Here is a 25,843-nt window from a genome sequence, read left to right as displayed (position 1 = left end):
GGTACGGGATGTGCTTCATCCGTTTTTATAGATTATAGTGTCTGTTGCTGCCAGCGTCAATGACATCGCCCCCGTCCTGTGACGGACGGAATCGTGATTAGATATGGCGAGGGAACATAATTGTTCAATTGATAGATAGCCTTAAAGCCGCACCTAACATTAATCCGCAGTCCGCTACGCTATACTCGCTAATTTCGGTGTACGGGGTGCGTCCGCTAAACTGCCGTATCAGACATCCGGCGTATCCGCTGTAAACGTCAGCGTTTTGATAAATCCGGCCGGAATATAATTCACGCTGTCTCCTGCGATCCGCACCTGCACCGTCAGGTCGCCGCAGAAGACCGGCGGGCAGAGCGGATCATAGGCGGTCCAGTTCAAGCCTTCGTCAGTGGAATACTCCATCTTCTCGTTCGCACCTATGATAGTGTTGGCTTCATCATCTGCAGTTACATTGGGCGGCCAGGGCGGCTGAGAGAACAGGGTCATGGACGAAGGTGAGCTATGCCCTGCTGCAATGAACTCATCCGACGCATAAGCCTTCAGCGAATGGACTCCCAGACTGGCTGTACCGACTGTACCGGTAAAAAGAACTCCAATTAAAGATAGACGGATGTATTTGTTAACCGTTCCCCGCATTATTTCAACCTCCACAAATTATCAAATGATAATCACACAGCGATGTGACATAGATCATAATATATCTGATTTCGCAGAGATATTCCTGAATTTGGTTATTTTATTATGAAATTTCTGATTAATTGCACCAGCGCAGCGTCGCTTACCTGTCCTCCGCCCAGCACATCCGCTCAGTTCTCACCGTCTCGCCGGTCTGAATCGCCTTGTCAATCATCAGTCCGAGATAGGCATCCTGCGAGGCTTGCTCCAGTCCGTAGAATCCCGGGCCGCCTGCGGAGTAGCTGGCCATTTGGTCCAGGCAGGTGGCAATGGCAATCTCATCATCATACAGCCGGGCAGGAGTGAACGGGTTATTATAGACCCATTGTTCACCGCAGATAATCCCTTGCAGGTAATAGCCCTCTGCATTCTCCTGCTCCCCTTTGTTGATGCGTCTCAGCTCCATTTGCAGCGGCACCAGATTATCCTGCTGGATCAGCACGCGGTTGTCGAAGATCTCCCCCCGCTCGCCGCGTACGGAGAGATGATTCGAGCGTGTCCAGGAGCGGTGCTGATCCTTGGTGAAATCGTAAATACCCAGCCGGTCCCCGAAATCCAGCCAGGCCAGATCCCGCTGTAGCGGAATCAGCTTGTCTTCAGCCGGAGGACCGCTCCGGGTCGGGCCGCCCACCCAGCTGGAGGCGAACCGCATCCCCCGGATGGTGGCCTCCTCGAACCCGATGCCGAGCATCTTGCGGATCATGCTTGCTCCATGATAGAGATGCGACACGGAGACCGTCGTTTCTGTGATTCTGCCGAGCCTGCCTGAACGGATCAGCGACAGTCTCGCTTCTTGAACAGGATGGTAAGGATACTGCTCGGCGACTTGAATCCACGCCCCGTGCCGGGTCACCTCCTTATGCAGCTGCTCCAGCTCTTCCAGGCCTGAGGCAGGCGGTGTCTCCGTCAGCGCGGGAAGGCCCAGAGACGCCAAGCGGTACAAATAGTCCAGGGAAGCCTGACCGCTGACCGAGACAACGACAAAGTCCGGGTCCTCGTTCCTGAGCAGCTCTTCAAGGGAACGATATGTCTGAACGCCCCATGCCGCTTCCATGGCCTTCCCTTTGGCCAGGTCCCTTACCACAAGGCCGCCAATCCGGAAGCGGTCCGGCAACGAGCGGGCAATTCTGAGATAATATTGTGCACGGAAACCGGCCCCGCCGATAATACTGAATGTTACGGACATAACCTGTCCTCCCCTGTGAACTGGTGTGATGATGCTGTACTACAGTAAGTACGCTCTATCTCCTTGAACCCGGGCTATGATCTTTTGCCCATGGCAGGACCGGCCGTCCCGCCAATGCCATAGGACTTCATTAGGCGCATTCATTTGATCAGCTCTGTCGGGTTCATACCGGTGATCTTTTTGAATAGTGTGCTGAAATAAGGAATGTTCTTGTAGCCTACCCGTTCCGCCACTTCATAGACCAGCATATTGCGTTCCATGAGCAGCTCTCTGGCCTTCTCAATCCGTACCCGGGTCAGGTAGTTGTTGAATGTCTCCCCGGTGATATTCTTGAAGATAATCGACAAATGATTCCGGGAGATGAACACCTTATCCGAAAGATCGGCCAGCGTAAGCTCCTCGGCATAATGCTCATGGATATAGTTCGTCATGAAATCAACAATCTGCCTGTGCTTGCTGCTGCCCTTCCATTGGCGGCTGGCACAGATCGCTGTGATCTTGGCGGATAACCAGCCTGCCAGCTGATCCGGCACGGCCAGGTTGCCGATCTCCTGGGCGATCTGATCATTGGTGAACAGGTCATCGAGCACGAATCCTGATTCATATAAGGCGTAGGCAATAATTCCCCACAGTTCACTGCCGAGCATCTGCACGTAGCTGGCGGAGACCCCTTGCTGCGCTTGCAGCTCCGCGATGTAACCGTATACAAGCTGTTGTGCCTCAGCCTCCTGTGAAGCCTTCATTGCAGCGGCCAGCTTATAAGAGAACTTGACCGGGAAGAGGACTCCCCGGTCCTGCCCGCTGCTGTGACTCTCCCGGTAGCAGTACACTTCATAAGCCGGGCTGATCCGCAGAGCTCCGTGATCCATGGCGCGGAAGGCCTCTTCCGTCGATTCGGGGATCTTCGTCCACGTATCCTTCAGTCCTCCTATACCTATGCGGACCATCAGCCGAAGATACGAGCTGATGCTGTCAATCAGCCGGGTCGCCAGCTCCTCAAGCTGCTGCGTGCATTCTGCATCGGGATGAATAATCAATAATGCCCTGTTGCTGTTCAGCTCCGTATATTCCATGTTGGCAAAATGCTTGCGCGTTACCTCACAGGCAATATTGCTGACCGCAAAGCGAAACAGATTCCAGTCAGAGACCGAGAAGGAACTCGCCCTGTCATCGCGGATCAGCTCGATTCCGATCGTGGCATGGCGGCGTTCCAGCCAATAATGATACGAAGACGGAAGATGGGTATTGTTGCGGTACGCAGGGTCCAGCGTGCCGACTGCTGCCGAACGAACCCATTCCTTCTCGACAAACGGCTCGTATAACATCATCTTCAGCTCAAGCTCTCCTTGCCGGGTCCGCTTCTCCTGCTCTTTGACCAGCTCCGCAATGACCTTGGACAGAATCGTTCGGAGCGTGGGCAGACTGATCGGCTTGGAGACATAGTCACTGACCTGAAGCCTGAGGGCTTGCCTGGCATGCTCAAAGTCCGAATATCCGCTCAAAATAATAATTTTGCCCTTGAAGCCCTCGTTCCTTAATTGCTCCATCATCTCCAGGCCACTCATCACCGGCATATAGATATCGGTGATCACAATGTCCGGGCTGGCTGCTCGGATCATCGTAAGCCCGTCTCCCCCGTTAAGCGCCTCACCGGCCCATTCTGCACCCAGCTCCTCCCATGGAATCGCCCGCTTCATTCCCTGAAGTACCTGGCGCTCATCGTCAATAATAGCGATCTTCCACATTATCTGTGCCTCCTTAAGCTTCTACATCCCCGCAGCAGCGGTATCAGCCTTCTTTCGCAGCCAGCGAAGCCGTCAGTGTCTGTGCCGGAGCCTCTGTGAGCAGCGGCAGAATAATCTCCACCCGGGTCCCGCCTTCTTCACGCTCCTTCAGCGTAACCCCGTACTCATTGCCGAAATATCCGGCAATCCGCTCTCTCACATTACGTATGCCATAGCCGCCGGTGCGGCGGCTCCTCGGCCGCTCCTCCGGCTGCTTCAGGCCTGCTCCATTATCGTCAATAATAATCTGCACCGCTTCCTCTAACATAGCCATGCGGATAGAGATATGACCGCTGCGCTGCTTGTTGAATCCGTGCACAATGGAATTCTCCACGAAAGGCTGCAAGGTGAGCTTAGGGAGGTAGATCTCCTGAAGCTCCGGTGCCACATCAATCTGGTACTCCAGCCCGTCCCCCCAGCGGAGCTGCTGGATCTCCAGATAACACTGAATATGCTGCAGCTCTTCAGAAATCATGATGAAGCTCGCCCCATTGGATAAGCCGATACGGAACATCTGGCCCATCAGCTCCAGAATCCGGCTGAGCTCATCCTGTCCGGCATCAATAGCCATCCAGTTGAGCTGGTCCAGCATATTATAGAGGAAGTGAGGATTAATATTGGCCTGCAAGGCCTCAATCTCCGCTTTGCGCTGCTGCTCATAACGCCGTTCGAGCGACAGGTACAGCTCCTCGATACGGTCGTTCTGCTTGCGGTAGCCGGAGAATAAATAACCGAATTCATTCTCGTAATCTATAGGCAGCTCCTCTCTATGCCCGCCTACAGAATATATCTTCATAGCGCTTACAAGTTGCTTGATCGGCTTGGTAAATTGCTTGCTCAGATAATGCGTCAGCAGCAGGACCAGCAGAATAGCCCCAATCCCGATCAGTCCAATCCATTCCGCCAGCTCCAGACTGCTTGCCGTAATCTGTTTCCAGGAGGTGAATTCGAGCAGCGTCCAAATGGAGTTGTCCATTCTGGAATAGACGAGCAGGGTATTGCCGGAATTCTCATCCCCGGGAATATGGACATAACCTGAGTTGTTACTCTTGAGATCGATCCATTTGGACCATTCACTCTGTTCGAGCGTCTCCCCGATGCTCAGAATCTGCTTCCCCCCGCTGTCCGCCATGATCCGGTTCGACCCGGAGGAGTTACCGGTCAGCAGCGCACGGATCTCCTTGGCCTTAATATGGACGACCAGCACACCGAGATAGTCGTTCTCGTTCATTACCTTTCTGGCGAAGCTTAGAACCGGAATCTCCCCCTGCACGCTGGGAATGGAATGCTCCCCCGACCAGGCGAAATCGCTTTTCACCAGATTCCTGGCCCAGGACTGCTTATCCAGATCACGAATATTCCGGAATTGAATGTAGCTCTGGCCGTCGCTCGGCATCGGCTCATCCATATACAGGTCAATCCCCTGAATCAACGGAATGGCATAGGTCAAATTGCCGAGCGCACTCTCAACGCTCACACGCTTGCGGTACCGCTCGAAATCATCCTGCCTGTTCAGCAGAAAGGTCGTCAGCTCGTTGTCCCGTGAGGTGGACAGTGAGATCTGCTCAATCATATCCAGCCGGGTGCTGATTTCATTATTCAATTCGTCCAGCAGCCGCTGCTGATAATGAGAGGTGGTCTGTACAAGGGCCTTGGAGGAATTGCTGTAGCTGGTCCATGCAGTAACGGCTATTACCAGAATAAGAACGATAGCAAAGCTATGAAAAAAAAGTCGGTCGATCCTGTATTTCTTAAAAGGATTGATCAAGCTATCCCCTTCCTTCGCCTCCGGCTCACACAAGTAGAAACGGCTTTACCGTCCTTTCAAAGGACGGTGCCGTTTCAGCGAGAAATAGAAGGATAAATTATTGTGTAAAACATATAATTGCTTATATTTCGAAATAAACGGTAAAGCGGCGAATAAGGCTCTGTCGCTTTACCGTTATCAGACGGATGTTTTTTAACATCTTATCCCTTTATCCCCGTTGTCGCAATCCCATCCACGAAATACTTTTGCAGGAATATGAATACAAGAGTAGCCGGAATAATCGAGACAAGCGACATGGCCAGGAGCTGGCCCCACTCGGCCGCAGATTGGGAGTCATTGATCATGCGCAGCGCGAGACCGACCGTGTATTTGTCAACCGTGTTGATGTACAGGAGGTGACCCAGGAAGTCATCCCAGTTCCACAGGAAGCAGAAGATCGTCACCGTCACCACCGCCGGGAACGCCAGAGGCATAACCACTCTCCAGAAAATCCCGAACCATGAGCAGCCGTCGATTTTGGCCGATTCATCCAGCTCCTTGGGTACACCGCGGATAAACTGAATCAGCAGAAAGACGAAGAAGCTGCCCCCGGCCCCGCCTGCCAGCAGATGGGGAACGACAAACGGCAAATACGTATTAACCCACCCTAGCTGATGGAACAAGGCATACTGGGGAATAATCAGCACCTGTCCCGGCATCATCAGCGTCAGCATCAGGATGGAGAACCAGAACTTCTTCAGCGGGAAATCCAGTCTGGCGAAGCCGAAGGCAACCAGCGTGCAGGATAACAGGGTTGCGATCAGCACCATAATTTCAAGGCCGAAGGTGTTGAGGTAGAAATCAGTGAATGTGTGTCCGGGAACCGAATTCCAGCCCTTGGTGAAGTTCTCCCATTGCGGGACGGACGGGAAGATTCCCGGCGAGCTTAGCTCGGTGCTGTCCTTCAGGGATGCCCCGATCCACCAGACAATCGGATAGACCATGAGGAAGCTGAAGAGAATCATGAATACATGCCGGAGTGCAGGCTTCCAGTTCAGAGTTGTTGTCATTTGCGTTTTTTCCCTCCAGTGTCAGTCTCATAGAATACCCAATACTTCGAGGTGTAGGAGATCAGGAGCGTTGCGGCTACTATGGCGACCAGCATAATCCAGGCCAGTGCGGAAGCGTAGCCCAGCTCATAGCGGCTGAATGCCCGTTCGTACAAGTACATGGCATACACATATGTAGCATTCATCGGACCGCCGTTCGTAATCACAAAGGCCGAGGTGAACATCTGGAAGGCATTAATAACGGCCATGATCAGGTTGAAGTAAAGGATAGGCGACAGCATGGGCAGTGTGATGCGGAAGAATTGAACGATTTTGTTGGCCCCGTCCACAGAGGAAGCCTCGTACAAGTCATTCGGAATCTGCTTCAGTCCTGCCAGGAAGATGACCATGGTTGAGCCGAATTGCCAGACCGTGAGCAGAATCAGTGTGCCGAGCGCTGTGTCGGGATTGGTAATCCAGCTTTTGCCCTCGATGCCAAAGATAGCAATCAGCTTATTGAAAATCCCGTCTACGCCGAAGATGTTACGCCACAGCAGGGATACCCCGATGCTGCCTCCGATGAGTGAGGGGAAATAGATCGCTGTGCGGTAGAAGCCGATCCCTTTGACAGCCTTGCTCAGAACCATAGCTACAAGCAGGGCCGCAATGAGCTTAAGGGGCACGGAAGCAAGCACATACATAACAGTGACTTTGGCGGATTGAATGAATTTGGGGTCTGCTGTAAAAATCCGTTCGTAATTGCGCGACCCGATCCATTGCATGGGCTGCATCAGGGTGTAGTCGGTAAACGAATAGTACAGCGACAGGAATAACGGATACGCTGTCAGCACCAGAAACCCGATCAGCCAGGGCGAAATAAACAAATAGCCTGCAAGCGGCGCGTTCCACCGGCTTTTGAAATAGGAGCTTTTTTTGGGCGATGGTGCGGCTTGGGCTAAAGTGGTTGTGGAGCGGTTCATCTGTGGTCACCTCTTGTGGTCAATTTGTATAGCTTAAGTATATAATTGGCCCAGGTTCTTCTAAATAAGGGCAATGCTCGAATTCTTTCAAAATATAACGATTAATTCAGAGACCCGTTGATAAAGAAAGCCCGGGACATGGCTGCCCGGGCTTAAAGTTCACAGCTTATTTCTCGTAAGATTGCGAAGCTTCCTTAAGCTGCTTGAAGGCTTCCTCCGGTGTGGATTTCCCGAAGCTGAGCTGATCGCGGACCAGCACCCAGTCTTTATCCACGAAGTTGGTCCAGCCGCCGGCTCCGGCCGACCAGGTCTGGCCATCCGGCTCTGTCGCACGGAGAAGTTCTAAGCCGACTTTATCCAGATCGCTCATATTCGCTTCCAGCAGGGCGGCATTCTCCTTGTTGGCCGGCAGGCCGCGGAAGGTTTTGGTGATTTGAGCCGCTTCCGGATCATTCACGAACCAGTTGATGAATTTCTTGGCTTCTTCGGCATGCTTGGAATTCTTGGAGACAGCCATGTACATCGACGGCTTCAGCCAGCCTCCGGCTTCTTCGGCACGCGGCATGGTTACAAGAGCATAAGCCCCTGGTTTAATACTGTCCCAGGTTCCCAGATTGTTGGAGAAGCTATAGCGGAACAGGACTTTTCCTGCTGCCAGCAGGTCCATCTGCGGATCATTTTCCTTATCGGAGGCATTGACATCCGCCGGGGGAACCAGGCCTTCCTTACGCAGCTCTTCAAATTTCTTGGTCCATTCCAGATAGGAGGCTTCATCTACGTTGAAATGACCGTCATCCGTGATGACCTGCCCTTTGCCCTTGGCATATTGATAGGCGGAATACATGAAGTAGTTACCCGCATAGTCCAGGGTGAAATATTGGCCCTTCGGCAGCTTGGCCTTGGATTCCTTGGCTAGGGCGAAGAATTCATCCCAGGTCCAGCCGTTGGCCGGATTCGCAATGCCCAGCTTATCCATCGCGGCTTTATCATATACCATACCGAAGGCTACCGATCCGAGCGGCACGGCATACTGCTTGCCTTCCCTCTGCCCCCCGGCCAGCAGCTTCCCGTCGAATTTGCTGACATCCACCTCAGGAGCCAGATCGGCCAATTGCTGGCGGGCCATCCAGTCCGGCATCCAGCCCGGGTCAAGCTGTACTACATCAGGAGCATTGTTGGCCGCAGCCTGCGTAGATAATTTGTCCAGATAACCGTCCATCCCGGAATACTCCGGCTCGAACGTTACATTCGGATTGTTCTTCGTATACAAGTCGAGCGCCGCCAGGGTAGCTTCGTGACGCGGCTGGGAGCCCCACCACATAATACGGAGCTTGACAGGTTCATTGGTGCTTGGAGCTTCAGTTGCAGCAGCAGCAGCAGTTGTGCTGGCAGGTGCCTCCGTAGCCGCTCCGGCATTATTCACTTTATTTCCTCCGCCGCCGCAGGCAGCCAGTGTACCTACTATCGCTGTCATGGCCAACACCGAAAGAGAACGCTTCCATTTCAACATCTTTAACCCTCCTGTATAAATCTGTATTGTCTTGCTACATTGCTATAGTAACAAGATGGATTGGAAGTTCATAGAAGGGCAATGCACGAATTCTTATAAAATCTCACGGAAATAATATCGGCGGGCACGCCAAAAACACCTCCAAGGTTGTCCCCCATCCTAGCGATAGGGGCCAATTTTGAAGGTGCTTTACGGCAGGTCTTCACGCAACGGAGCAGATGATTGTCAAGCAAACAGAACCTGCGGCTATTTCGATGCCTCCATAACCTGTCTTGCCAAAGCCAGCAGTTCCTCCCTGGTCAGGTGCCCGCGGTCTTCCGTGAGAATATAATTGACATGTGTTTTTGCATTCATCCATACAACCGACTTGTGCTCCTGCTTATCGTTAGCTGTATATATCACCTCTTGCCCATCGACTTTCAGTTTCTCCGACTGCGGCTGTACAGGCTCCGATTCAACCGTCTTCCCTGCAGCCCCTGCGGGCTCGGTTCTGAAAGCGAGGACTCCAGTTATTCCATTGACCGGAGCGGCCATAGTATAGATTAGCTCTATAGAAATCCGCTTCTCCTGCAGCTTCTTAACATATATTTTTTTGCCGGACGCCTTCCCCTCAGCAATCACCTGGTTCAATATCTGCTTCTGTTCGGAAGAAGTTTGATAGGGTGCAATTCTTGCCAGAGTAAAATTGTAGCCATCCGGGAGCAGGTTCAGCTCCAGACGCATTGCGGTCTTCCCTGCCGCATACTTCTTGACGTATTCATCATAATTTCTGAATATAAGTGAATACGAGTTACTCCCATAGGACGAGCCGATGGGACTGGCCTGGTATTCCTTGTCATTAATGTACGCATACCTGATCTCTCCAGGCTGATAAGTACCGCTTAACGCTTTCTTTTGCTGGTCCAGAAGACTCTTGAATTTCTTCTGCTCCTGCTCCGCTTTCGCTCTAGCCTCCTCCATGCTGACCTGCGCTACATCTTTAACATCCGTCTTGATGGCAGGCAGGGCTGCTGCAGATTGTATTCTGGATGGGGCAGCAAACGCCTCCACTGAAGCCCCGCACTCTATACCCACTAATAGTGCCACACTTGTCACAGCCATGAACATTTTTCTGTAATTCATTGAGTTTCCACCTTTCTTTATGTGTACAATACTTAATTCATCATACCGGCAGCAATGCGGATAATCTCATCCTTGGTCAATGTGGTATTCTCAGCATTGGCTGTCACATCATAGACAATCTGCGCTTCCGGATCGGCCCAGACCAGTTTATACTTATACCCGACCTTGAAGTCTTCATTACCGGAGGGTTCGAGATAGATCAGCTGCTTGCCGCCAATATCAATATTCTCGATCGTTGTGGTTTTGGTCCACAGCAGAGTCTCTGCCGTTTCAGCCTTTTCATCAATACGTTTGGCGTTTAAATTTATCTGATTCTCACCATTCCTGTACATTAATGAAGAGGAATTAAAGGCAATGTTCCCCGCAGGCTCGCGTCTCCAGATCACCCGGAAGCCATCCCCAAGCTTGATCCCGCCGGTTCCGGCAAGCAGCTCTTTCTCTTCAATCTTTTTGATAGAGGGAGGAATCCATGCCTGGTCAAACTTATAGCCGTCCGGCATATACCCCGGCTGCTTCAAATGCGGAGCTAAATGCTTCTCTGCACTGCTTTTAAACGCTGAATAGTCCGTAAATTTCATCAGCGGGTGATACACCCCAAGCTGACTGCGTCCTTCCCGACCATCCTGTTTTAATACAAATGTAGCGTACTCTCCGGGGAGCAATAATTTTTTTATGGCATTAAAGCCCTTATTATATTTTAAAGTCCACAGTTCATCCTCTTCGCGCTGCTTTCGCGGCTGGGGCTGAGAAGCAGCAGGATCGGGGGGTAAACCGGGAGTTAAGGGAGCTTTCAATAACGATATCATAAGACCTGACTTCGTAACTGGGAGCGGCTTGTAGGGCAGCACCTCATACTGGAATCCGGCCGCCTGCCGTGGCCCTCCGGTGTACCAGGAATACCCTCCTCCAAGCAAGACTATCAGGATGAGCGCCGCGGCCCAGCTTCTCACCGGCATCCGCAGTATCCGCTTCCGGTCCCGTGCCAATCTGGTTTCGGTCTCAACTCTGCGCATAATGTCAATTGCCTCCCCGCCAGGCAGGGGTGTCTCCAGCTCAGGAGTACAACGGATTTTGCCGAACCCTATGGCTTCCATCACAGGATCATGGATATCCACAGGTCTGACATCCATAGACCGGTCTCCGTCCTTCAAGAACTGCTCCTCCGGGGTCAATTCGCTTTTACCCATAGCTGTTTCTCCCTTCGTTCAATAGCCTTTTTGAGCTTGCCTCTTGTCCGTTCATATCTTTTTCTCACCGCAGGCGTACTTATCCCCAGAATCTCCCCTATTTCTGCAAAGGACTTATCTTCGTAAATACGCAGAATCAACAAATTCCGGTCCTCTACATCAAGCTTCGCCAGAGCAGCCGAGACCGGCTCGCTGAACAGGCGGTTCTCAACCATTTGCTCGGCGCCGTCCACCGCGACCTCCTGCCGGAGCAGCTTGCGCAGTTGAAGCTGAAATTTCTGCCGCCGCAGCAGGTTCAGACAATGGTGGTAAGCGATCTTGTAGAGCCAGGAGCTGAGGTTCGTCTGCGGCCTGAACTGCCCGATATTCTGGTAAGCCTTGATAAAGACATCCTGCACCGCGTCCTCAGCCTCTTCCTTATTGTTCATCAGGCGGAAGCAGTAGAGGTATATCCGCTGCTGGTACAGCCTGATCACATCTGAGAACAGCGGGGCCTCTCCGGCCTGTATTCTTCTGATCTTCTCTTCAATAGAATCCACGTTGGTCTCCTTCCTTCTAATTCTTCTAATTCTTCTATTTTCTTCTGTTTCTATAAGATATAACACCTGAGCAGCCATCAGCGTGACATTTATTTATGGCGGAATCCGTATGTAAAAAAACGACGCCCTTGCGGGGCGTGCGTCCTGTTCAACTCATAGGATTAGGGAAAAATCCTGTCTAAAATACAACATTCCCCTGTTTATTCCGGCTCCATTTCAAAATTGTTGCACAAAAAGAGACCAACAGATACATCCTGTTGGTCTCCGGGGCAGAACCTGCTTCCAGAACCGTCTACTCCAACTCGACGGTCTGATTGAGGTTCAGCTTGTCTGTATCCTGATTGGTGATGCGTTTGAACATGTACATCGCCTTCTCAGCCAGATTACCGCTTTTCCAATATTCGGCTGCTTCGGCATGGACCTTGATCAGAATCACATCCGGGTCATCGTAACCGGTCTTCAGGAACGCCTCGTACCCCGCATTCCAGAACTCCTTCTTCTTGTTCACATCCTCCACAATCTCGGCCGTTCCACGGATGGAGACATAGGATTTATCGGAATATACGACATTCACTCTCGGATCATAGAGGATCTCTCCGAATTTGCTGGTATCCTTCTTGGTCAGGAACCACAGATCCCCGTCGAATTCAACTTCCTGCGTCTTCATGGGCCGGGAGACCAGCCCTTCGGCTGAGATGGTCGTGAACATGGCCATATCAATACCTTTGATCAGCTTGCGGACCGTCTCAACGGCCTCCTCGTGACTGTGGTGTGTAGTAGACATACTAACCGCCTCTTTTCTTCCGGGATATGGAATAGGTTATCCAAACGCATAGCATTTATTAACCAGAAGCGGCGAAGCATTATCTATTTCACTACAATCCGGTGGATCAGCATCTTACATGCTTGCGTTTGAAGCCGGTACGCCCTTTATCGACAGCCTTCTGAATATTATCGTAAGCGTTGATGAGCTTGCTCTTCGGCTTGTCCTTGTCGACCTCAACCGGTCCCACCTGCCTGGCTGTCTCACACGCCAGATCATGAAGCGGGGAATAGGACACGGCTACGGTATACAGGAAGTTGTTCATTGAATAACGGGTGCGCTCCGGGGACTGATGAATACTCTGGCTCACCAGCTCCAGCATACCGGCAAGCTTGCTCTCTGAGAATTCCTGATCCGGGCGGCTTCCCAGCAGCCAGCAGTAACAGCTCCAGCCCGCCGACATTCTGAGGTCCTCCCCGCTCTTGATCCACTCATCGGCCACCTGCTGGGCAATATCCGCTTCAGCCAGGGTTACAGCCACCACGAAATCAGACAGCATATAGAAATAAGCCCCGTCCATCCACCGGTTATAGTCCGCTTCCGTCATGGCATTCGGATCAGCAATGATCCCGGCAAAATACATTGCATCATAATTGCCTGTGGCATATAGCTGTTCAGCCAGCGGCTGATTGATTTTGGTTTGCCGGAAGATCGGCTTCATGGCACCGGTAGCTACTCCATAGAGCGGTTCCCGTGCGCCGTTTGCGACATACATTTTCTTCGTCCGTTCCTTGCCAAGCGCTTCAAGCTCCTGCATAACCTGTTCTGCATTCACCTGTGCAACACTCCTTATTCGAGTATTCTCTTCAAAATGTAGACCTACCGCTACTTCCCGTCCTCTGCCGGAACATCCGGCAATAGCGGCCGTCCCTGCGGATAAACCGTTTGACCCAGCTGATCGCCTATCCAGGCTTGGCCGTCTTCTCCCATTTCTTTTTTCCAGATCGGAACGATTTGCTTGATCCGCTCAATCACGTATTCATTCGCCTCATAAGCGGCCTTACGGTGGGGGGAGGAGACTGCGATCACAACAGCGATATCGGTAATCTCAAGCCTGCCTACCCGGTGGGTAACCGCAAGCTTCGTATCCGGCCAACGCTCCAGCACTTCCTGCCCGATGCGCTTCAATTGCGCAACAGCCATGGACGGGTACGCTTCATATTCCAGATATAAGGTTCTTTTCCCCTGCGTGAACTCCCGTACCGTGCCTATGAATAACGTAATCGCTCCGGCTTCCCGGCGCAGAACTTTATCCGATACCTCTGCCGGTATTATAGCTTGGTCTGTAATTTCAAACAATGAACTGTCCATAGGCTCACTCCCTTTCGATAGCTGCAAGCAGTTGCTCATACTGCCCGGGTGTATCTACATCTGCCGCACATTCCGCTTCGAATCCCGCCCCGGCAAGCTCGTCCTGGTCAACCCCCAGCCAATAGATCGAATCCAGTAGACCTGCCAGCCGGTATTGTCCGGCCTCCAGTCCTGCAATCATCCTTGGCAAGACGGGACGCGTCCGGTATACCCCATGCAGCATCTGATGTCTGCCGTCAATTACGGGAAGAACCGCATCATAGCCGCCTTCCTCCAGCCGGGTAAGCATCCAAGCGGCAGCCGGAGCCGAGATATTAGGGCTGTCACAGCCTACAACCCAGGAATAATCCGTCCCCACTCTGGCAAAAGCAGCATGAAACCCGCTTAACGGCCCATGCCCTGCGTATACATCCGGCAGATACAGGATATCAGACGGAAGAAGGTCCTGATAAGGGGAAGAATCGTTCGTGACCACCATCACCGCGGAGCAAACGGTCCGCATCTCCCTCACCTGCCGGACAATGAACGGTTCCCCGTGATAGGTCAGGAGTGCTTTATTCCGGCCCTCCATCCGGGAATTCCGTCCGCCCGCCAATATGATTCCTGTCAGCACAAGGGACACCTCCTGTAGGTTGTATTCAAGCTAGCAGCGACAGAGCCAGAGCGAGGATCTCTTGATATACAAGCGCCTGATCCCGCAGCGGCAATATTGGGGGGCCATTCTGGCTCTTCCAAGCTTGGGAAGCTGCACTATGCCTATCCGCCGTCTCTTCCCAGCTTAACCACAGGCATATATTTGATGCTTCTTTTTGCAGCATTATCCTGTCCTCTGAACGGCGAATCAAGGCAATCTTGGGATAATCCGCAGATTTGAACCCCTCGGCGATCAGCAGATCCACCCTGCCGCGCATCGACTGCGCAATGGCTTCCAGGGAAGTCCCCGACTTCCGCATGACCCTTGTGGCCTCTGAAGAGGTCAGCACAGTCTCAACCGCACCGTGCAGCAGATGCCTGCTGCTGTCGGTCCCCGGGTCATCCAACCGGAAATCATGGGCATCCCGTTTGGCAGTGCCGACACGTATCCCTTGCGCGGATAGAGCGTGGATCAGCCGGCAGGCCAGGGTTGTTTTGCCGCTGTTCTTATAGCCTATGATTTGCAATACAGGAACCGGACTTCCTGCTCCTGCATACTGAAATTCCTTCGTCACAGTGCTTACTCCTCTTCTTGAGTATCTATCCGATTATAACATTGTTCAGCCCGCTTCCCATTCCCACTCTGCCGGTGCCGCACATGTGCTTCAAATCACCTGTGTTCCCCGCCCACAAAAAGTATAGTTAAAGAGTCTGGTACCTGACACCCCATGATCGTTCAAGGAAGGAGCTCCATGTCTCAATGAAAAAATATATCCCTAACCAGCACGGCGCCTGGGCAATGCTCGTTCTCCCGTTTCTGCTCGGAGTCGCCGCCTCCAAAGGCCAATTCATACATATTCCGCTGTTTATCTGCTGGCTGCTGATCTATTTGTTCAGCTTCCCGTTATTACAGGCGGTGAAGACCCGAAGATTCGCGCGGGTTGCCGGTCCGCTCAAGGTATACGGCATTCTGCTGGTCCCGTTCGCCCTCTATCTGGTGATCGTCCAGCCTGTACTGCTAGGGTTCGTGCTGCTGCTCTTGCCGTTATTTGCTGTAAATCTCTATTATGCCAGAACGAAGAATGAACGGGCCCTGCTCAATGATATCGCGGCTATTGTGGCATTCTGCCTGGTGATTTATCCGGTCTTCTATGTGGGGCGGGGAGAGAGCTGGCAGGCCGTGAACGAGCTGTTCGTGCTGGCTGTGCTGTATTTTACCGGAACCGCATTCTATGTCAAAACGGTCATCCGTGAACGGAACAATCCCCGCTTCTATTACGGCTCCGTGGGATATCATCTGCTGTTCACCGCAGCCGGGCTGTTCCTGTTCCCGTCTCTGCTGGTCCCGCTGCTGATCCTGCTTCTGCGGGCAGCCATTCTGCCGAGGACAGGAATTACCGCCAAACGTACCGGAATCATCGAGATCGGCTTCTCCGTCATGTTGTATGTGTCTGTGCTTGTATTATATTTCTAAAGCTTAATCGTCACTACGGAGAATATTTGGACTTCCGGCCGCTGTTGTCCCCAGATTTCTTGATTTGGAACCGCAGTTAGCGGTAGAAAATCCGGTGACAAAGGCGGTCGCTATCGCTCCTACAGTTCCAAAATCCCCCTCCGATCCTTATCGCTTTTCTTATTATATTCGGCTTATCAGCCTCTAAAAAACCAGGAAGCTCTTCCGCCGGTCATCCGCGCAGAGGAGCTTCCTTCATGTCCGCCAGTCTATTGTCTACTCTACGATCATATCCTGATTGCTGGAGCCGGGCGGCACAATAGGATAGACATTGCTCTCCTCGGTGATATCGAATTCCATCACAACCAGCCCCTCTGTGTGCAGCGCAAGCTGGATAATCTGCTCCGCTTCAGACAGCGTACGTGCCCGGAACCCGTGGGCGCCGAAGGACTTCGCCAAGGCCACGAAATCCGGCGAGCTGATCCGCACCGAGGAATACCGCCGGCCCAGAAACAACTGCTGCCATTGTCTGACCATCCCCAGATACCCGTTCTTAAGGATCGCCACCTTGACATTCAGGCCATGGTCCACGGCCGTCATGATCTCCTGCATATTCATCTGAAAGCTGCCGTCCCCTGTAATACACACCACATCGCGTTCCGGAAAAGCAACGGCAGCGCCTATTGCAGCAGGCAAACCGTACCCCATGGTGCCCAGCCCGCCGGAGGTCAGGAAGGACCGGGCTTCCGAGAATTCATAATGCGTCGCCGTCCAGATCTGATGCTGGCCGACATCCGTGGCAATAATCGCATCGCCTGCGGTAGCCTTTTGAAGGCAGCGGATCACTTCCTGGGGAGTCAGCTTAGCCTCCTGTTCCCGGCTTGACTTCACCGGGCGATGGAGCCAGGTCATAATCTGCTGATCCCAGGCTGAACGCTCCGCGGTATGTACCTGTTCCCGGATTCCTCTAAGCAGCTCCTCGCATGAGCCGTTTACCGCAAGATCTACAGGAATGTTCTTGTTCAGCTCCGAGGTGTCCAGATCCACTTGGATTTTGTAGGAGCCCGGGGAGAACGCCTTCCGCTTACCCGTTACACGGTCACTGAACCGTACTCCGAGACATAACACCACATCGGCACCCTGCAGCGCACGGTTAGCAGCCACTGTTCCATGCATCCCGACCATGCCCAGATGCCGGGGATGTCCCGAGGGGAACGCTCCGAGACCCATCAGCGTACTGGCTACAGGAAGGTTATGCCGCTCGGCGAATTCCCTCAGGAGCGCAGGGGTATCTCCCTGCATGCAGCCTCCGCCGGCGAGAATCAGCGGACGCTCCGCGCGGCTCAGCCACTCTGCCGTAAGCATGATATCCGCAGGGTCAATGGACGGATCGGGCTGATAGCCTCTTATGCTTGGCGGGGCACTCTGTGCCGCTGCCCCATTCTCCCCGGTGTACGCTGCATTCATGACATTCTTCGGCAGATCAATCAGGACCGGACCCGGTCTTCCTGTGGTCGCTACATGGAAGGCTTCGTGTACGATCCTGGGAAGATCGGCAATGTCCCTGACAATATAATTATGCTTGGTGACCGGCATGGTCATTCCGTAAATATCCACTTCCTGGAAGCTATCCAGACCAATGAGATCAGTGGCTACCTGGCCGGTAAGCACAATCAACGGAACAGAATCCATGAATGCTGTGGCAATGCCGGTGACCGCATTGGTGGCTCCGGGACCACTGGTTACGAGGGCCACCCCCGGACGCCCCGTGGCTCTTGCATATCCGTCCGCTGCATGGACCGCAGCCTGCTCATGCCGGACCAGCACATGCTGAATCCGGTCATTATCATATAGTGCATCATATAAAGGCAATACGGCTCCGCCGGGGTAGCCGAACAGGGTCTCCACTTTCTTCCCGATCAGCAGCTCAATCAGCAGCTCTGCTCCGTTCATAGGTACGATTCGTCTCCTGTCATACAAAAATTATCCTCCAATATAGGACATGCCAATCTTGGCCTTGCTTCTGCGGGTCTGCTCCGTCCGTTCGTCGGAATAACGGTCGCTGCGCTGTTCCCATACCTGCCTGATCGCTGCCAGCAGACTTGCATCACTGGCCCCCCTGCGCAGCATGGTCCTGAGGTCGAAGCCCTCAGAAGCAAACAGGCAGGTATACAATTTGCCGTCGGAAGACAGCCGGGCCCGCGAACAGGTGGAGCAGAAGGATTCGGACACGGAGGTGATGAAGCCGACCCCGCCCACACTTCCCTGATAGCCATAACGCTGTGCGACTTCGCCGGTGTAATTCTGCTCCAGGGCTTCCAGCGTATAGACGTTTTGCAGCTGCTGCAGTATTTCTTTTTTGGTAACGACCTTATCATAGCTCCAGCCGTTATCGTTGCCGGCATCCATGAATTCGATGAAGCGCAGTGTGATCTTCCGCCTCTTGAAGTAGGCGGCCATCGGCAGAATCTCCGATTCATTCACACCTCTTTGGACGACCATATTCACTTTGACCTCGAACCCGGCGGCGGCCGCCTGATCAATCGCCTGGAGAATGCTTCCCGGCTTGAAGCCGCGCCCGTTCATTCTGCCGAACAGCTCAGGGTCCAGGGCATCCAGGCTGACATTCAGTCTGCGCAGGCCCGCCGCGTACAACGGCGCCGCCTGTCTGCCTAGCAGGACCCCGTTCGTCGTCAGTCCCATATCCTCTACACCGGGCGTAGCGGAGATTCGGGTGACCAGCTCAGGCAGATTAGGCCGCATCAGCGGTTCGCCTCCGGTCAGGCGGATTTTGCTGACACCCAGCGAGACGAACAGCCTGGTCAACCGGCAGATTTCATCGAAGGTAAGCAGCTCGCTGGCCGGGAGGAAGGCATAATCCTCACCGAATATCTCCTTCGGCATGCAGTAGGAGCAGCGGAAATTGCACCGGTCGGTGACCGATATCCGCAGATCATGGATAGGCCGCCGCAGCTGATCCTGTAGTGGATGAGTATTCATGTGCGTCTATCTCCTTCCGGTAGCCTTAGAGTCCCCATTCATCCGTACCTTCTTCAGTGCCCAGCAGCAGGACATCCACCTTATCTCCTGAAGCATAACCTCTTGTCCCGCCCGGCAGCACGATCAGGGAGTTCCCGCGTGCAATCGACGATACTGCACCCGACTTATTGAAGCCGGCGGGCCGTACCGTGGTCCCGTCATAGACCGCCCGGATGAACCGGGTGAACGGATTGGCCTTCGGCACATCCTCTGCCAGCAGGGCCGTCGTATGAGGCAGATACAGGTTGTCCGCTCCCATCATCCGGAGCAGGGCAGGTCTGACGAACAGCTCGAAGCCGGTGAAGCACGCCGAAGGATTGCCGGACAGTCCGAACAGGAAGGTATCCCCGGCAACTGCCACTGTTGTCACGCTGCCCGGGCGCATCGCCACCTTGTTGAACAACACCTCAGCCCCGAGGCGCTTGTAAATCTCCGGCAGGTAGTCATAATCTCCAACCGACACTCCGCCCGTTGTGATCAGACAGTCGGTTTCAGCCATGGCCCGGCGGACTGTCAGCAGGCAATCTTCGAGCTGGTCCGCTTCCGTATCATACATCCGGTAAGGGATCCCCATCCGGGCGAGCTGGGCGGCAATCATCGGCCCGTTGCTGTTACGGATTTTGCCGGGGACCAGCGGTGCATTCACAGCCAGCAGCTCGGTTCCCGTGGACAGAATCCCTACAACCGGCCGTCTCCCCGTCTCCACCTCCGCGTAACCGAAGGTAGCAAGCAGCGCGATCACTCCGGGATGAATGAAGCGGCCTGCCGGAATCACCATCTCCCCTGCCTGCATATCCTCACCCTGCAGAGACAGATTCTCCTGCGGCGCAAAAGCCTTGCGGATCGTAAACGTCTGCCCCGTGGACACGGCCTGCTCAAACATGACTACCGCATCCGCCCCATCCGGGAGCGCTGCCCCCGTCATCAGGCGGACCGCTTCATGGCGGCCGATCACAGCCTGTGAGACTTCCCCGGCGCCTATATGATCTACCACCGTGAAGCTGACCCGGCTGCTGCCGGAAGCACCGGCAGAATCTGCCGAAGCAATAGCATATCCGTCATACGGGGAACGGGTGAAATGCGGAACATCATGGGTTGCCGTGAGCGGCTGCGCCAGTATGCGTCCATAACTTGCGTCAAGCGGGACTCTCTCTGTACCTGTGCGGCATACTCTATCGGTAACCCGGAATACAGCTTCTGCTACAGTAACCGGCGTTCTCGTCTTCTCCACCTTCATCTGCTCCTAACCCGGTGCCGGACTGGATACCCAATCCCCCGTCTATTTCTGCGTAATATCACTGAAGGTGCCTACATAACGGACATCTTCCCCTGTCTCATCCTTCACTGCGCTGATATTCAGCCACTGCAAATATTCTTCTCCGCTCTTGCGCCTGTTCCAGATCTCACCCTGCCACATCCCCTTCTCCTTGACCTCTCCCCACATCGCGCGGTAAAAGTCCTTGGATTGGCGGCCGGACTTCAGCAGGCTGGGCTGTCTGCCCAGCACCTCCTCTTCGGTATAGCCGGTGAGCTTCGTGAAGGCCGGGTTAACCGTCTTGATATGACCGGATACATCGGTAACCAGAATCCCCTGACCGGTCGAATTGAACACTTCAGAGGTAAGGGCCAGACGGTCCTGGAAATACAGCCATACCACCAGCACCAGACTGGCAAGCGCCACCTGGGAGAGCAGCATGAACCCGATGGAGTATTGTCCGGTCGCCGTATGAATGACCGACAGCATAATCGGAGGGAAAAATCCGCCCAGACCGCCCATCATGGACACAATTCCGTTGGCAATTCCCGCCTGCTTGTTGAAGTACAGCGGAACCAGCTTGAATATGACCCCGTTGCCGATTCCCGCGCTTACTGCTATCGCCAGGCAACCTACTGTGTATAAGCCCATATCCGGCATGAAGGCCAGAATAATGGCTGCAACCGTATAGATACTGAAGGTGAAGATTAGCAGGAACAAAGGCTGGAACTTGTCGGCCAGCCAGCCTCCGATCGGACGGAAGAAGGTGGCTACTGCAATGAAGCCGGCGGTACGCATCCCGGCGTCCACTTTTTCCAGACTGAAATTGGAGACCAGAAAATTCGGCAGATAAATGGTAAACGCCACGAACGAGCCAAAGGTAATGAAATAGAACAGGGAGAACAGCCATAGCTTCTCATTCCTAGATACGCCCCTGATCTGCTCGATAATCGGTGTTCTGAGCTTAGGCTCCTGACGGTCCCCGAAGAAGAAGTTCAGGGCGATGAAGACCAGTAACAGAATCAGATACATTTTGACAGCAGGGCCCCAGCCGATCTGTGCAGCCACAATGGGGGCCGAGAAGGTCGTGACCGCCGTCCCGATATTCCCGATGCCATAGATTCCGTTGACCAGGCCATGCTTCTCCTTGGGATAATACTTCGGCAGAGAGGTTACGCCTACCGAGAATACGGCTCCGCCGACACCCAGGAACAGCCCTCCGATAATCAGATGAGTGACCGAGGACGCTTCACTGATGAAGTAGACCGGGAACAGCAGCAGGATAAAGCTGGACATAAAAATAATTCGCGCTCCCAGAATATTCGCATAATAGCCTAACGGAATTCTTAAAACCGAGCCAAGCACAACCGGAATGGCCGTAACCATGGCCAGCCGCCCTGGAGGGATGCTGATATCCTCCGAAATAAAGGGCATCAGGGAAGAGATAATCACCCACACCATGAATCCGGTAATCAAGTTTAAGGTTTGCAAGGGCAATTGCATTTTTCTAATCATTCGACTCACCTTTTCGCCGTTTTTTCTTGTGATTTATGCCTATAGATACTTCTGTACTCATTGTATCCGCCGTTCCCCGGCTCAGATATAGGGGAGTCCCCTTTCCCTGACAGGGTAAACCCTGAAAAAATAACGCCACCTAATTGACTGTATGCATTACAGAGTTTTAGGGACAGAATAGCATTATGTGTGTGTATACAAAAAGGCTGATTTTGTCTACAACGCGTAATTCTGCCATGATATAATAAGCCTATTAGATTGGAGTGATAATAGTGGAATTGCTCGATGCAAGGAACGACTTTATCTTCAAGAAAATATTCGGCAGTGAAAACAACAAAGATGTGCTTTTAGCCTTTCTTAACAGTACTTTTATGGAGTCCGGTGAACCACCGTTGACTGAGATCATATTAATGAATCCTTATACAGATAAAGATGCTCCGGCTGAAAAGCAGTCCATACTGGACATCAAGGCGAAAACGGCAGAGGGCAAGCGGATCAACATCGAAATGCAATTGTTCAATCCTTACAATATGGAGAAGCGGACACTTTTTTACTGGAGTGAGATGTACTATCACCAAATTCAAAAGGGCGACGATTACAGCCAATTGAAAAAGTGTGTTACGATTAATATATTGAACTACTCCTGCCTACCGAATGACCGCCATCATAATGTCTTTCGCCTTCGGGAAGATCATACCGGGATTCCGCTTAACAATGATCTAGAGATTCATGTGATGGAATTAACAAAGCTCGAGGAGCAGGTAATACCGTTAACAAGCGGTTTAATCAACTGGTTATTATTCCTGAAGGGTGTTGAACAACCAAACTGGGAGGTGCTGACCATGAATGAACCCATGTTAAAAAAAGCAATGGATACACTTGAATTTCTGAGCCAGGATGCCGCTACACGTATGGAGTATGATGCCCGGATGAAGTATTTGCGTGACGAGGCTTCACGGATGAACGGTGCTAAAGCGGAAGGACGTGCGGAAGGACGTGCGGAAGGAATTGCTGAAGGAATTGCGGAGGGAATTGCTAAGGGTGAACAAAAAAAGGCAGAAGCCATAGTACTTGAACTTCTTGCGCTTGGAGTAGAAACCTCAGTTATTCTTAAAGCTTCAGGTCTCACAGAACAACAAATCTTAAGGTTGAAATCACAGATGGGGAAGCACTGACCGAACCTCCTGTTGAAAAAGTATAAATTCTCCTATTATCAAAAGTATCAAAAAGCCGCCCAATGGAATTGGAGCGGCCTGTTTTTTGTCACGTAATAAGCGTATTTAACTGTTTACTTAAACGTTCCTTATCCTTCGCGCTCAACTGAGTCTCGCCCATCGGAAAGATCACCGTCTCTTCTTTGACAAAATGCACCGTCAGCACCTCAAAGGCCTCCCCCGCATCCTGAACGGCTGAACGGATCGCCTCAAGCGGCATCTGGTCTATATTCCCCTCGGAGTGATGCAGGAAATGCCCGATATATCCGTCAATCTCGCGGTGCTCCTCCTGGATGCCGGCCAGCGGCCCTTGCTCAAAGCCGATATAATTACCCAGCAGCGGGAAGAAATGCGTTTCTTCCTTCCCGGTATGCTTCTTCAGCGGCTCCACGAACTCCAGGATCGCCTGGCGCAGCTTATGGAGCCGGGTCCGGGCCTCTTCCAGAGCGAGCGGCTCCTGCTCATACCACAGCACGAGCTCATGCCATTCCTCCATCAGAAAAGATAAATAGCGGTGTTCATTCTCAAGGATACGCATCGCGGGCAGCGTAAACCTGAGGCCTGTATGTTCCGGCATACAGCTAACCCCTCCCGTTGCCGGTCAGAAATCCAGCATTTTTTTCCTCAAAGCATATTCGACCAGCTCCGGCCGGCTTTTAAGGTTTAACTTCTCCATAATTTTGGCTTTGTGGGCTTCCACGGTCTTCACGGAAATGAAGAGCTTCTCGGCGATCTCCTTATTCCCGTATCCCTTGGCAATGAGCGGCAGAATCTCCAGCTCCCGCTTGGACAACAGCTCGAACAGGTCCTCGGTCCCGGCGGTCTTCTCCTGCTTAATGAACTCGCGGACCAGCGACGTAGCCATCTTGGGATGAATATAAGTGCCGCCTTCATAGATAGTCCGGATGGCCAGCAGCAGCTCCTCGTCCGGCGCACTCTTGAGCACATAACCGGAGGCCCCGTTCTTCAGGACATGGAAAAGATATTCATCATCGTCATGCATCGTGAGAATCAGAATTTTGGTATCGGGATAATCCTCTTTAATCTTGCCGGTCGCGGTCAGCCCGCTTTCTCCCGGAGGCATACTTAAATCCATGATCAGAATGTCCGGCCGGAATTTGGCTACCATGGTATAAGCTTCCCTGCCGTCAGCCGCCGCTCCGATCACTTCAATGTCATCCTGGAAATTGAGAATCATGGAGAATCCGCTGCGCACAATCGCATGGTCGTCTGCAATGACGATCTTCATCAGAAGCTCATTCCTTTCCTTGGGCCATTCCTACCGGCACCTGTAAAACAATTCGGGTCCCCCTGCCCAGCTGTGAATCCACACTGAAGGTGCCGCCCACCAGCTCCGCCCGTTCCTGCATCCCGAACAGGCCAAGGCCGGTTCCCGCAGGCTCGTCTCCCGGATGGAAGCCGATACCCTCATCCTCAACCCGCAGCAGCAGGATGCCGCCGGTCTCGGTAAGCGAGACCTTGACGCTGTCCACCTGGGCATACTTCAGGGCGTTCAGCACAGCCTCCTGGCATACCCGGTACATGACCGTCTCGATCTCGCTCCCATACCGCTTCTCCGAGAGCCGGGATTCATATTCAATCAGCAGGCCGTAGGTTTGTTCCACCCGCTTGAAGTGGGAGCGGAAGGCCGCCTCCAGCCCGAAGTCATCCAAGGCAGCCGGTCTAAGCTCTACCGATAGGTTGCGGATATCATTCAGCAGCCGGGTCATGGACACTTCAGTTTGCTTCATCTTCTTCAGCAGCCCGTCGTCGGCTGTCATATATTTCAGCACACGCAGATCAATCACAGCACTCATCAGCTCTTGCGCAACGCTATCATGCAGTTCACGGGAGATCCGCTTGCGTTCATTCTCCTGGGCCTCAATAATATGCTTCATCATCTTGTTCTGGTAGAACTTCTCCTGCGTCTTGAACTGCCTCGTCAGATCCCTGAGCATGAAGATTCTGATCCCGTTCTCTTCATCTATAGTGTGGAAGGTTGCCGCATAAGGGACAACCCCCTTGTCCCTAGTCTCCAGATAGACTTGATACGAGGTGAACTCCTCCAAGTCCGGTGTATGAAAATAACAATTCAGGCAGGTACGCAGCTCCGTCTCACTGGTATATCCCCGGCAGGTTCCGCAGAGTGCTTCAGGATTCCCCTGATACAGCTGCTTCAGAACATCCTTGTCGACGATGGCTTCGGCAGCCGGATTCATGGCCAAGGCTTTCCCTTCCCGGTCAAAAAAGAACATCGCTTCCGAGCTGTTCTCGAACAGCTTCGTCATGAGCGTGCTACGCAAATCCGTTCCGGATATCATCAACTGAGCAACAATTCCTTCCCGTTCAAGTCTCCAATCCCCCTCCGCGCTACCGCTTCCAGGTCTCTAAGCATTTCAGCGGTTACCTGCTGTTCACCCCTGAAGCCGCCCAGAAGCACGCCTGCCACACGGGCATCATTCCACATCGGCACAGCCCCGATGCTGTTCAGATTCTCTATCTTGGTGATGGGATAATTGAATAAGGTATCGGCCTTCACTACGAGCTTCACAGACGGAATCAAGAACGGCTTACCGGTCTTGAATACGATTCCTGCAATCCCTCTGCCGGACTGCAGCACAATCCGTTTGTAACGGTCACTGATATTGCCTGAGGCGTATTTCCACCGGATCACATAGTCATATTCCGCCGGTTCGGCGAACGCCAGCGACATGAAGTCATACCCCAGGGCTATGCGGATCTGGTCAAGCTTGATTTGGTAATCCACCTGATTCATCATCGCTTTCTCTCCTCGGATAGAACAGGGAAAGAAGTCCACGCT

Annotated in this window: 25 protein-coding genes; 2 read left to right on the top strand and 23 right to left on the bottom strand. The window is 52.9% G+C overall.

The genetic code is table 11. The features are described 5' to 3' along the window. Positions 1-228 precede the first annotated feature (228 nt). The 15 genes from KDC22_RS07670 to mobB form a co-directional block, all read right to left on the bottom strand. Positions 229-636: a DUF4073 domain-containing protein gene (locus KDC22_RS07670; RefSeq protein WP_211722608.1), complete on the bottom strand. Its 408-nt coding sequence runs from the start codon at positions 634-636 to the stop codon at positions 229-231. Positions 637-778: 142 nt separating this feature from the next. Further along, complete coding sequence (locus KDC22_RS07665) at positions 779-1,861, bottom strand: Gfo/Idh/MocA family protein (protein WP_211722607.1); 1,083 nt, start codon at positions 1,859-1,861, stop codon at positions 779-781. 140 nt (positions 1,862-2,001) lie between these two features. Beyond that, a complete protein-coding gene (locus KDC22_RS07660; RefSeq protein WP_173131085.1) occupies positions 2,002-3,606 on the bottom strand; it encodes a response regulator transcription factor in 1,605 nt (534 codons plus the stop codon). A 43-nt stretch (positions 3,607-3,649) separates the two neighbouring features. Beyond that, entirely contained in the window at positions 3,650-5,413 is a 1,764-nt protein-coding gene (locus KDC22_RS07655; protein ID WP_211722606.1) for a sensor histidine kinase, read from the bottom strand. A gap of 200 nt (positions 5,414-5,613) precedes the next feature. Continuing rightward, complete coding sequence (locus tag KDC22_RS07650) at positions 5,614-6,462, bottom strand: carbohydrate ABC transporter permease (RefSeq protein WP_173131078.1); 849 nt, start codon at positions 6,460-6,462, stop codon at positions 5,614-5,616. After that, positions 6,459-7,421 (bottom strand): carbohydrate ABC transporter permease, encoded by a 963-nt coding sequence (locus tag KDC22_RS07645; RefSeq protein ID WP_211722605.1) that lies wholly within the window; start codon positions 7,419-7,421, stop codon positions 6,459-6,461. Before KDC22_RS07645 ends, KDC22_RS07650 begins: the two co-directional genes overlap by 4 nt. 166 nt (positions 7,422-7,587) lie before the next feature. Continuing rightward, the gene (locus tag KDC22_RS07640) at positions 7,588-8,931 is read right to left on the bottom strand and encodes an ABC transporter substrate-binding protein (RefSeq protein ID WP_211722604.1); all 1,344 of its coding nucleotides are present in this window, start codon (positions 8,929-8,931) and stop codon (positions 7,588-7,590) included. Positions 8,932-9,177: 246 nt separating this feature from the next. Next, positions 9,178-10,053 carry a hypothetical protein gene (locus KDC22_RS07635; RefSeq protein ID WP_211722603.1) on the bottom strand — a complete coding sequence of 292 codons (876 nt, stop codon included), beginning with the start codon at positions 10,051-10,053 and terminating at the stop codon, positions 9,178-9,180. Between the two features lie 32 nt (positions 10,054-10,085). Next, positions 10,086-11,240: a DUF4367 domain-containing protein gene (locus tag KDC22_RS07630; protein WP_211722602.1), complete on the bottom strand. Its 1,155-nt coding sequence runs from the start codon at positions 11,238-11,240 to the stop codon at positions 10,086-10,088. After that, positions 11,222-11,779 (bottom strand): RNA polymerase sigma factor, encoded by a 558-nt coding sequence (locus KDC22_RS07625; protein WP_246553374.1) that lies wholly within the window; start codon positions 11,777-11,779, stop codon positions 11,222-11,224. The genes KDC22_RS07630 and KDC22_RS07625 overlap by 19 nt, the downstream gene beginning before the upstream one ends. 292 nt (positions 11,780-12,071) lie before the next feature. Next, positions 12,072-12,563, bottom strand: coding sequence for a pyridoxamine 5'-phosphate oxidase family protein (locus KDC22_RS07620; RefSeq protein ID WP_211722600.1), 492 nt, complete (start codon positions 12,561-12,563; stop codon positions 12,072-12,074). Between the two features lie 106 nt (positions 12,564-12,669). Beyond that, the gene (locus KDC22_RS07615) at positions 12,670-13,377 is read right to left on the bottom strand and encodes a DNA alkylation repair protein (protein ID WP_211722599.1); all 708 of its coding nucleotides are present in this window, start codon (positions 13,375-13,377) and stop codon (positions 12,670-12,672) included. A 50-nt stretch (positions 13,378-13,427) separates the two neighbouring features. Beyond that, complete coding sequence (locus tag KDC22_RS07610) at positions 13,428-13,913, bottom strand: molybdenum cofactor biosynthesis protein MoaE (RefSeq protein WP_211722598.1); 486 nt, start codon at positions 13,911-13,913, stop codon at positions 13,428-13,430. Between the two features lie 4 nt (positions 13,914-13,917). After that, positions 13,918-14,526 (bottom strand): molybdenum cofactor guanylyltransferase, encoded by a 609-nt coding sequence (gene mobA, locus KDC22_RS07605; RefSeq protein ID WP_211722597.1) that lies wholly within the window; start codon positions 14,524-14,526, stop codon positions 13,918-13,920. A gap of 25 nt (positions 14,527-14,551) precedes the next feature. Further along, positions 14,552-15,121, bottom strand: a complete 570-nt coding sequence (mobB, locus tag KDC22_RS07600) for a molybdopterin-guanine dinucleotide biosynthesis protein B (RefSeq protein ID WP_211722596.1) — start codon at positions 15,119-15,121, stop codon at positions 14,552-14,554. Positions 15,122-15,306: 185 nt separating this feature from the next. On the opposite strand from mobB, the gene KDC22_RS07595 reads away from it, so the two are divergent. Continuing rightward, positions 15,307-16,020 (top strand): YwiC-like family protein, encoded by a 714-nt coding sequence (locus KDC22_RS07595; RefSeq protein ID WP_211722595.1) that lies wholly within the window; start codon positions 15,307-15,309, stop codon positions 16,018-16,020. Between the two features lie 255 nt (positions 16,021-16,275). On the opposite strand, the gene ilvB is transcribed toward KDC22_RS07595, so the two are convergent. Genes ilvB through KDC22_RS07575 form a run of 4 tightly spaced genes read right to left on the bottom strand, consistent with a single transcriptional unit; the run spans position 16,276 to position 21,808 of the window. Continuing rightward, a complete protein-coding gene (gene ilvB / locus KDC22_RS07590; RefSeq protein WP_211722594.1) occupies positions 16,276-17,952 on the bottom strand; it encodes a biosynthetic-type acetolactate synthase large subunit in 1,677 nt (558 codons plus the stop codon). 30 nt (positions 17,953-17,982) lie between these two features. Further along, positions 17,983-18,999 (bottom strand): GTP 3',8-cyclase MoaA, encoded by a 1,017-nt coding sequence (moaA, locus tag KDC22_RS07585; protein WP_211722593.1) that lies wholly within the window; start codon positions 18,997-18,999, stop codon positions 17,983-17,985. 25 nt (positions 19,000-19,024) lie between these two features. After that, positions 19,025-20,275 carry a molybdopterin molybdotransferase MoeA gene (locus tag KDC22_RS07580; protein WP_211722592.1) on the bottom strand — a complete coding sequence of 417 codons (1,251 nt, stop codon included), beginning with the start codon at positions 20,273-20,275 and terminating at the stop codon, positions 19,025-19,027. Positions 20,276-20,317: 42 nt separating this feature from the next. Beyond that, the gene (locus KDC22_RS07575) at positions 20,318-21,808 is read right to left on the bottom strand and encodes a nitrate/nitrite transporter (RefSeq protein WP_211722591.1); all 1,491 of its coding nucleotides are present in this window, start codon (positions 21,806-21,808) and stop codon (positions 20,318-20,320) included. Positions 21,809-22,077: 269 nt separating this feature from the next. On the opposite strand from KDC22_RS07575, the gene KDC22_RS07570 reads away from it, so the two are divergent. Continuing rightward, positions 22,078-22,983 carry an Rpn family recombination-promoting nuclease/putative transposase gene (locus KDC22_RS07570; protein WP_173131425.1) on the top strand — a complete coding sequence of 302 codons (906 nt, stop codon included), beginning with the start codon at positions 22,078-22,080 and terminating at the stop codon, positions 22,981-22,983. 88 nt (positions 22,984-23,071) lie between these two features. Here the strand turns inward: KDC22_RS07570 and KDC22_RS07565 are convergent, their stop codons facing one another. The 4 genes from KDC22_RS07565 to KDC22_RS07550 are packed head-to-tail and all read right to left on the bottom strand — an operon-like array spanning position 23,072 to position 25,801. Beyond that, a complete protein-coding gene (locus KDC22_RS07565; RefSeq protein WP_211722590.1) occupies positions 23,072-23,599 on the bottom strand; it encodes a hemerythrin domain-containing protein in 528 nt (175 codons plus the stop codon). A 24-nt stretch (positions 23,600-23,623) separates the two neighbouring features. Then, positions 23,624-24,271: a response regulator transcription factor gene (locus tag KDC22_RS07560; RefSeq protein ID WP_173131013.1), complete on the bottom strand. Its 648-nt coding sequence runs from the start codon at positions 24,269-24,271 to the stop codon at positions 23,624-23,626. Positions 24,272-24,278: 7 nt separating this feature from the next. Beyond that, positions 24,279-25,310: a sensor histidine kinase gene (locus KDC22_RS07555; RefSeq protein WP_211722589.1), complete on the bottom strand. Its 1,032-nt coding sequence runs from the start codon at positions 25,308-25,310 to the stop codon at positions 24,279-24,281. Between the two features lie 32 nt (positions 25,311-25,342). Then, positions 25,343-25,801, bottom strand: a complete 459-nt coding sequence (locus tag KDC22_RS07550) for a GAF domain-containing protein (RefSeq protein ID WP_211722588.1) — start codon at positions 25,799-25,801, stop codon at positions 25,343-25,345. Positions 25,802-25,843: the final 42 nt, after the last annotated feature.

Source organism: Paenibacillus tritici (assembly GCF_018207515.1).
GTDB classification, from domain to species: domain Bacteria; phylum Bacillota; class Bacilli; order Paenibacillales; family Paenibacillaceae; genus Paenibacillus_AQ; species Paenibacillus_AQ tritici.
This window is presented reverse-complemented; position numbering and strand designations above follow the sequence as displayed.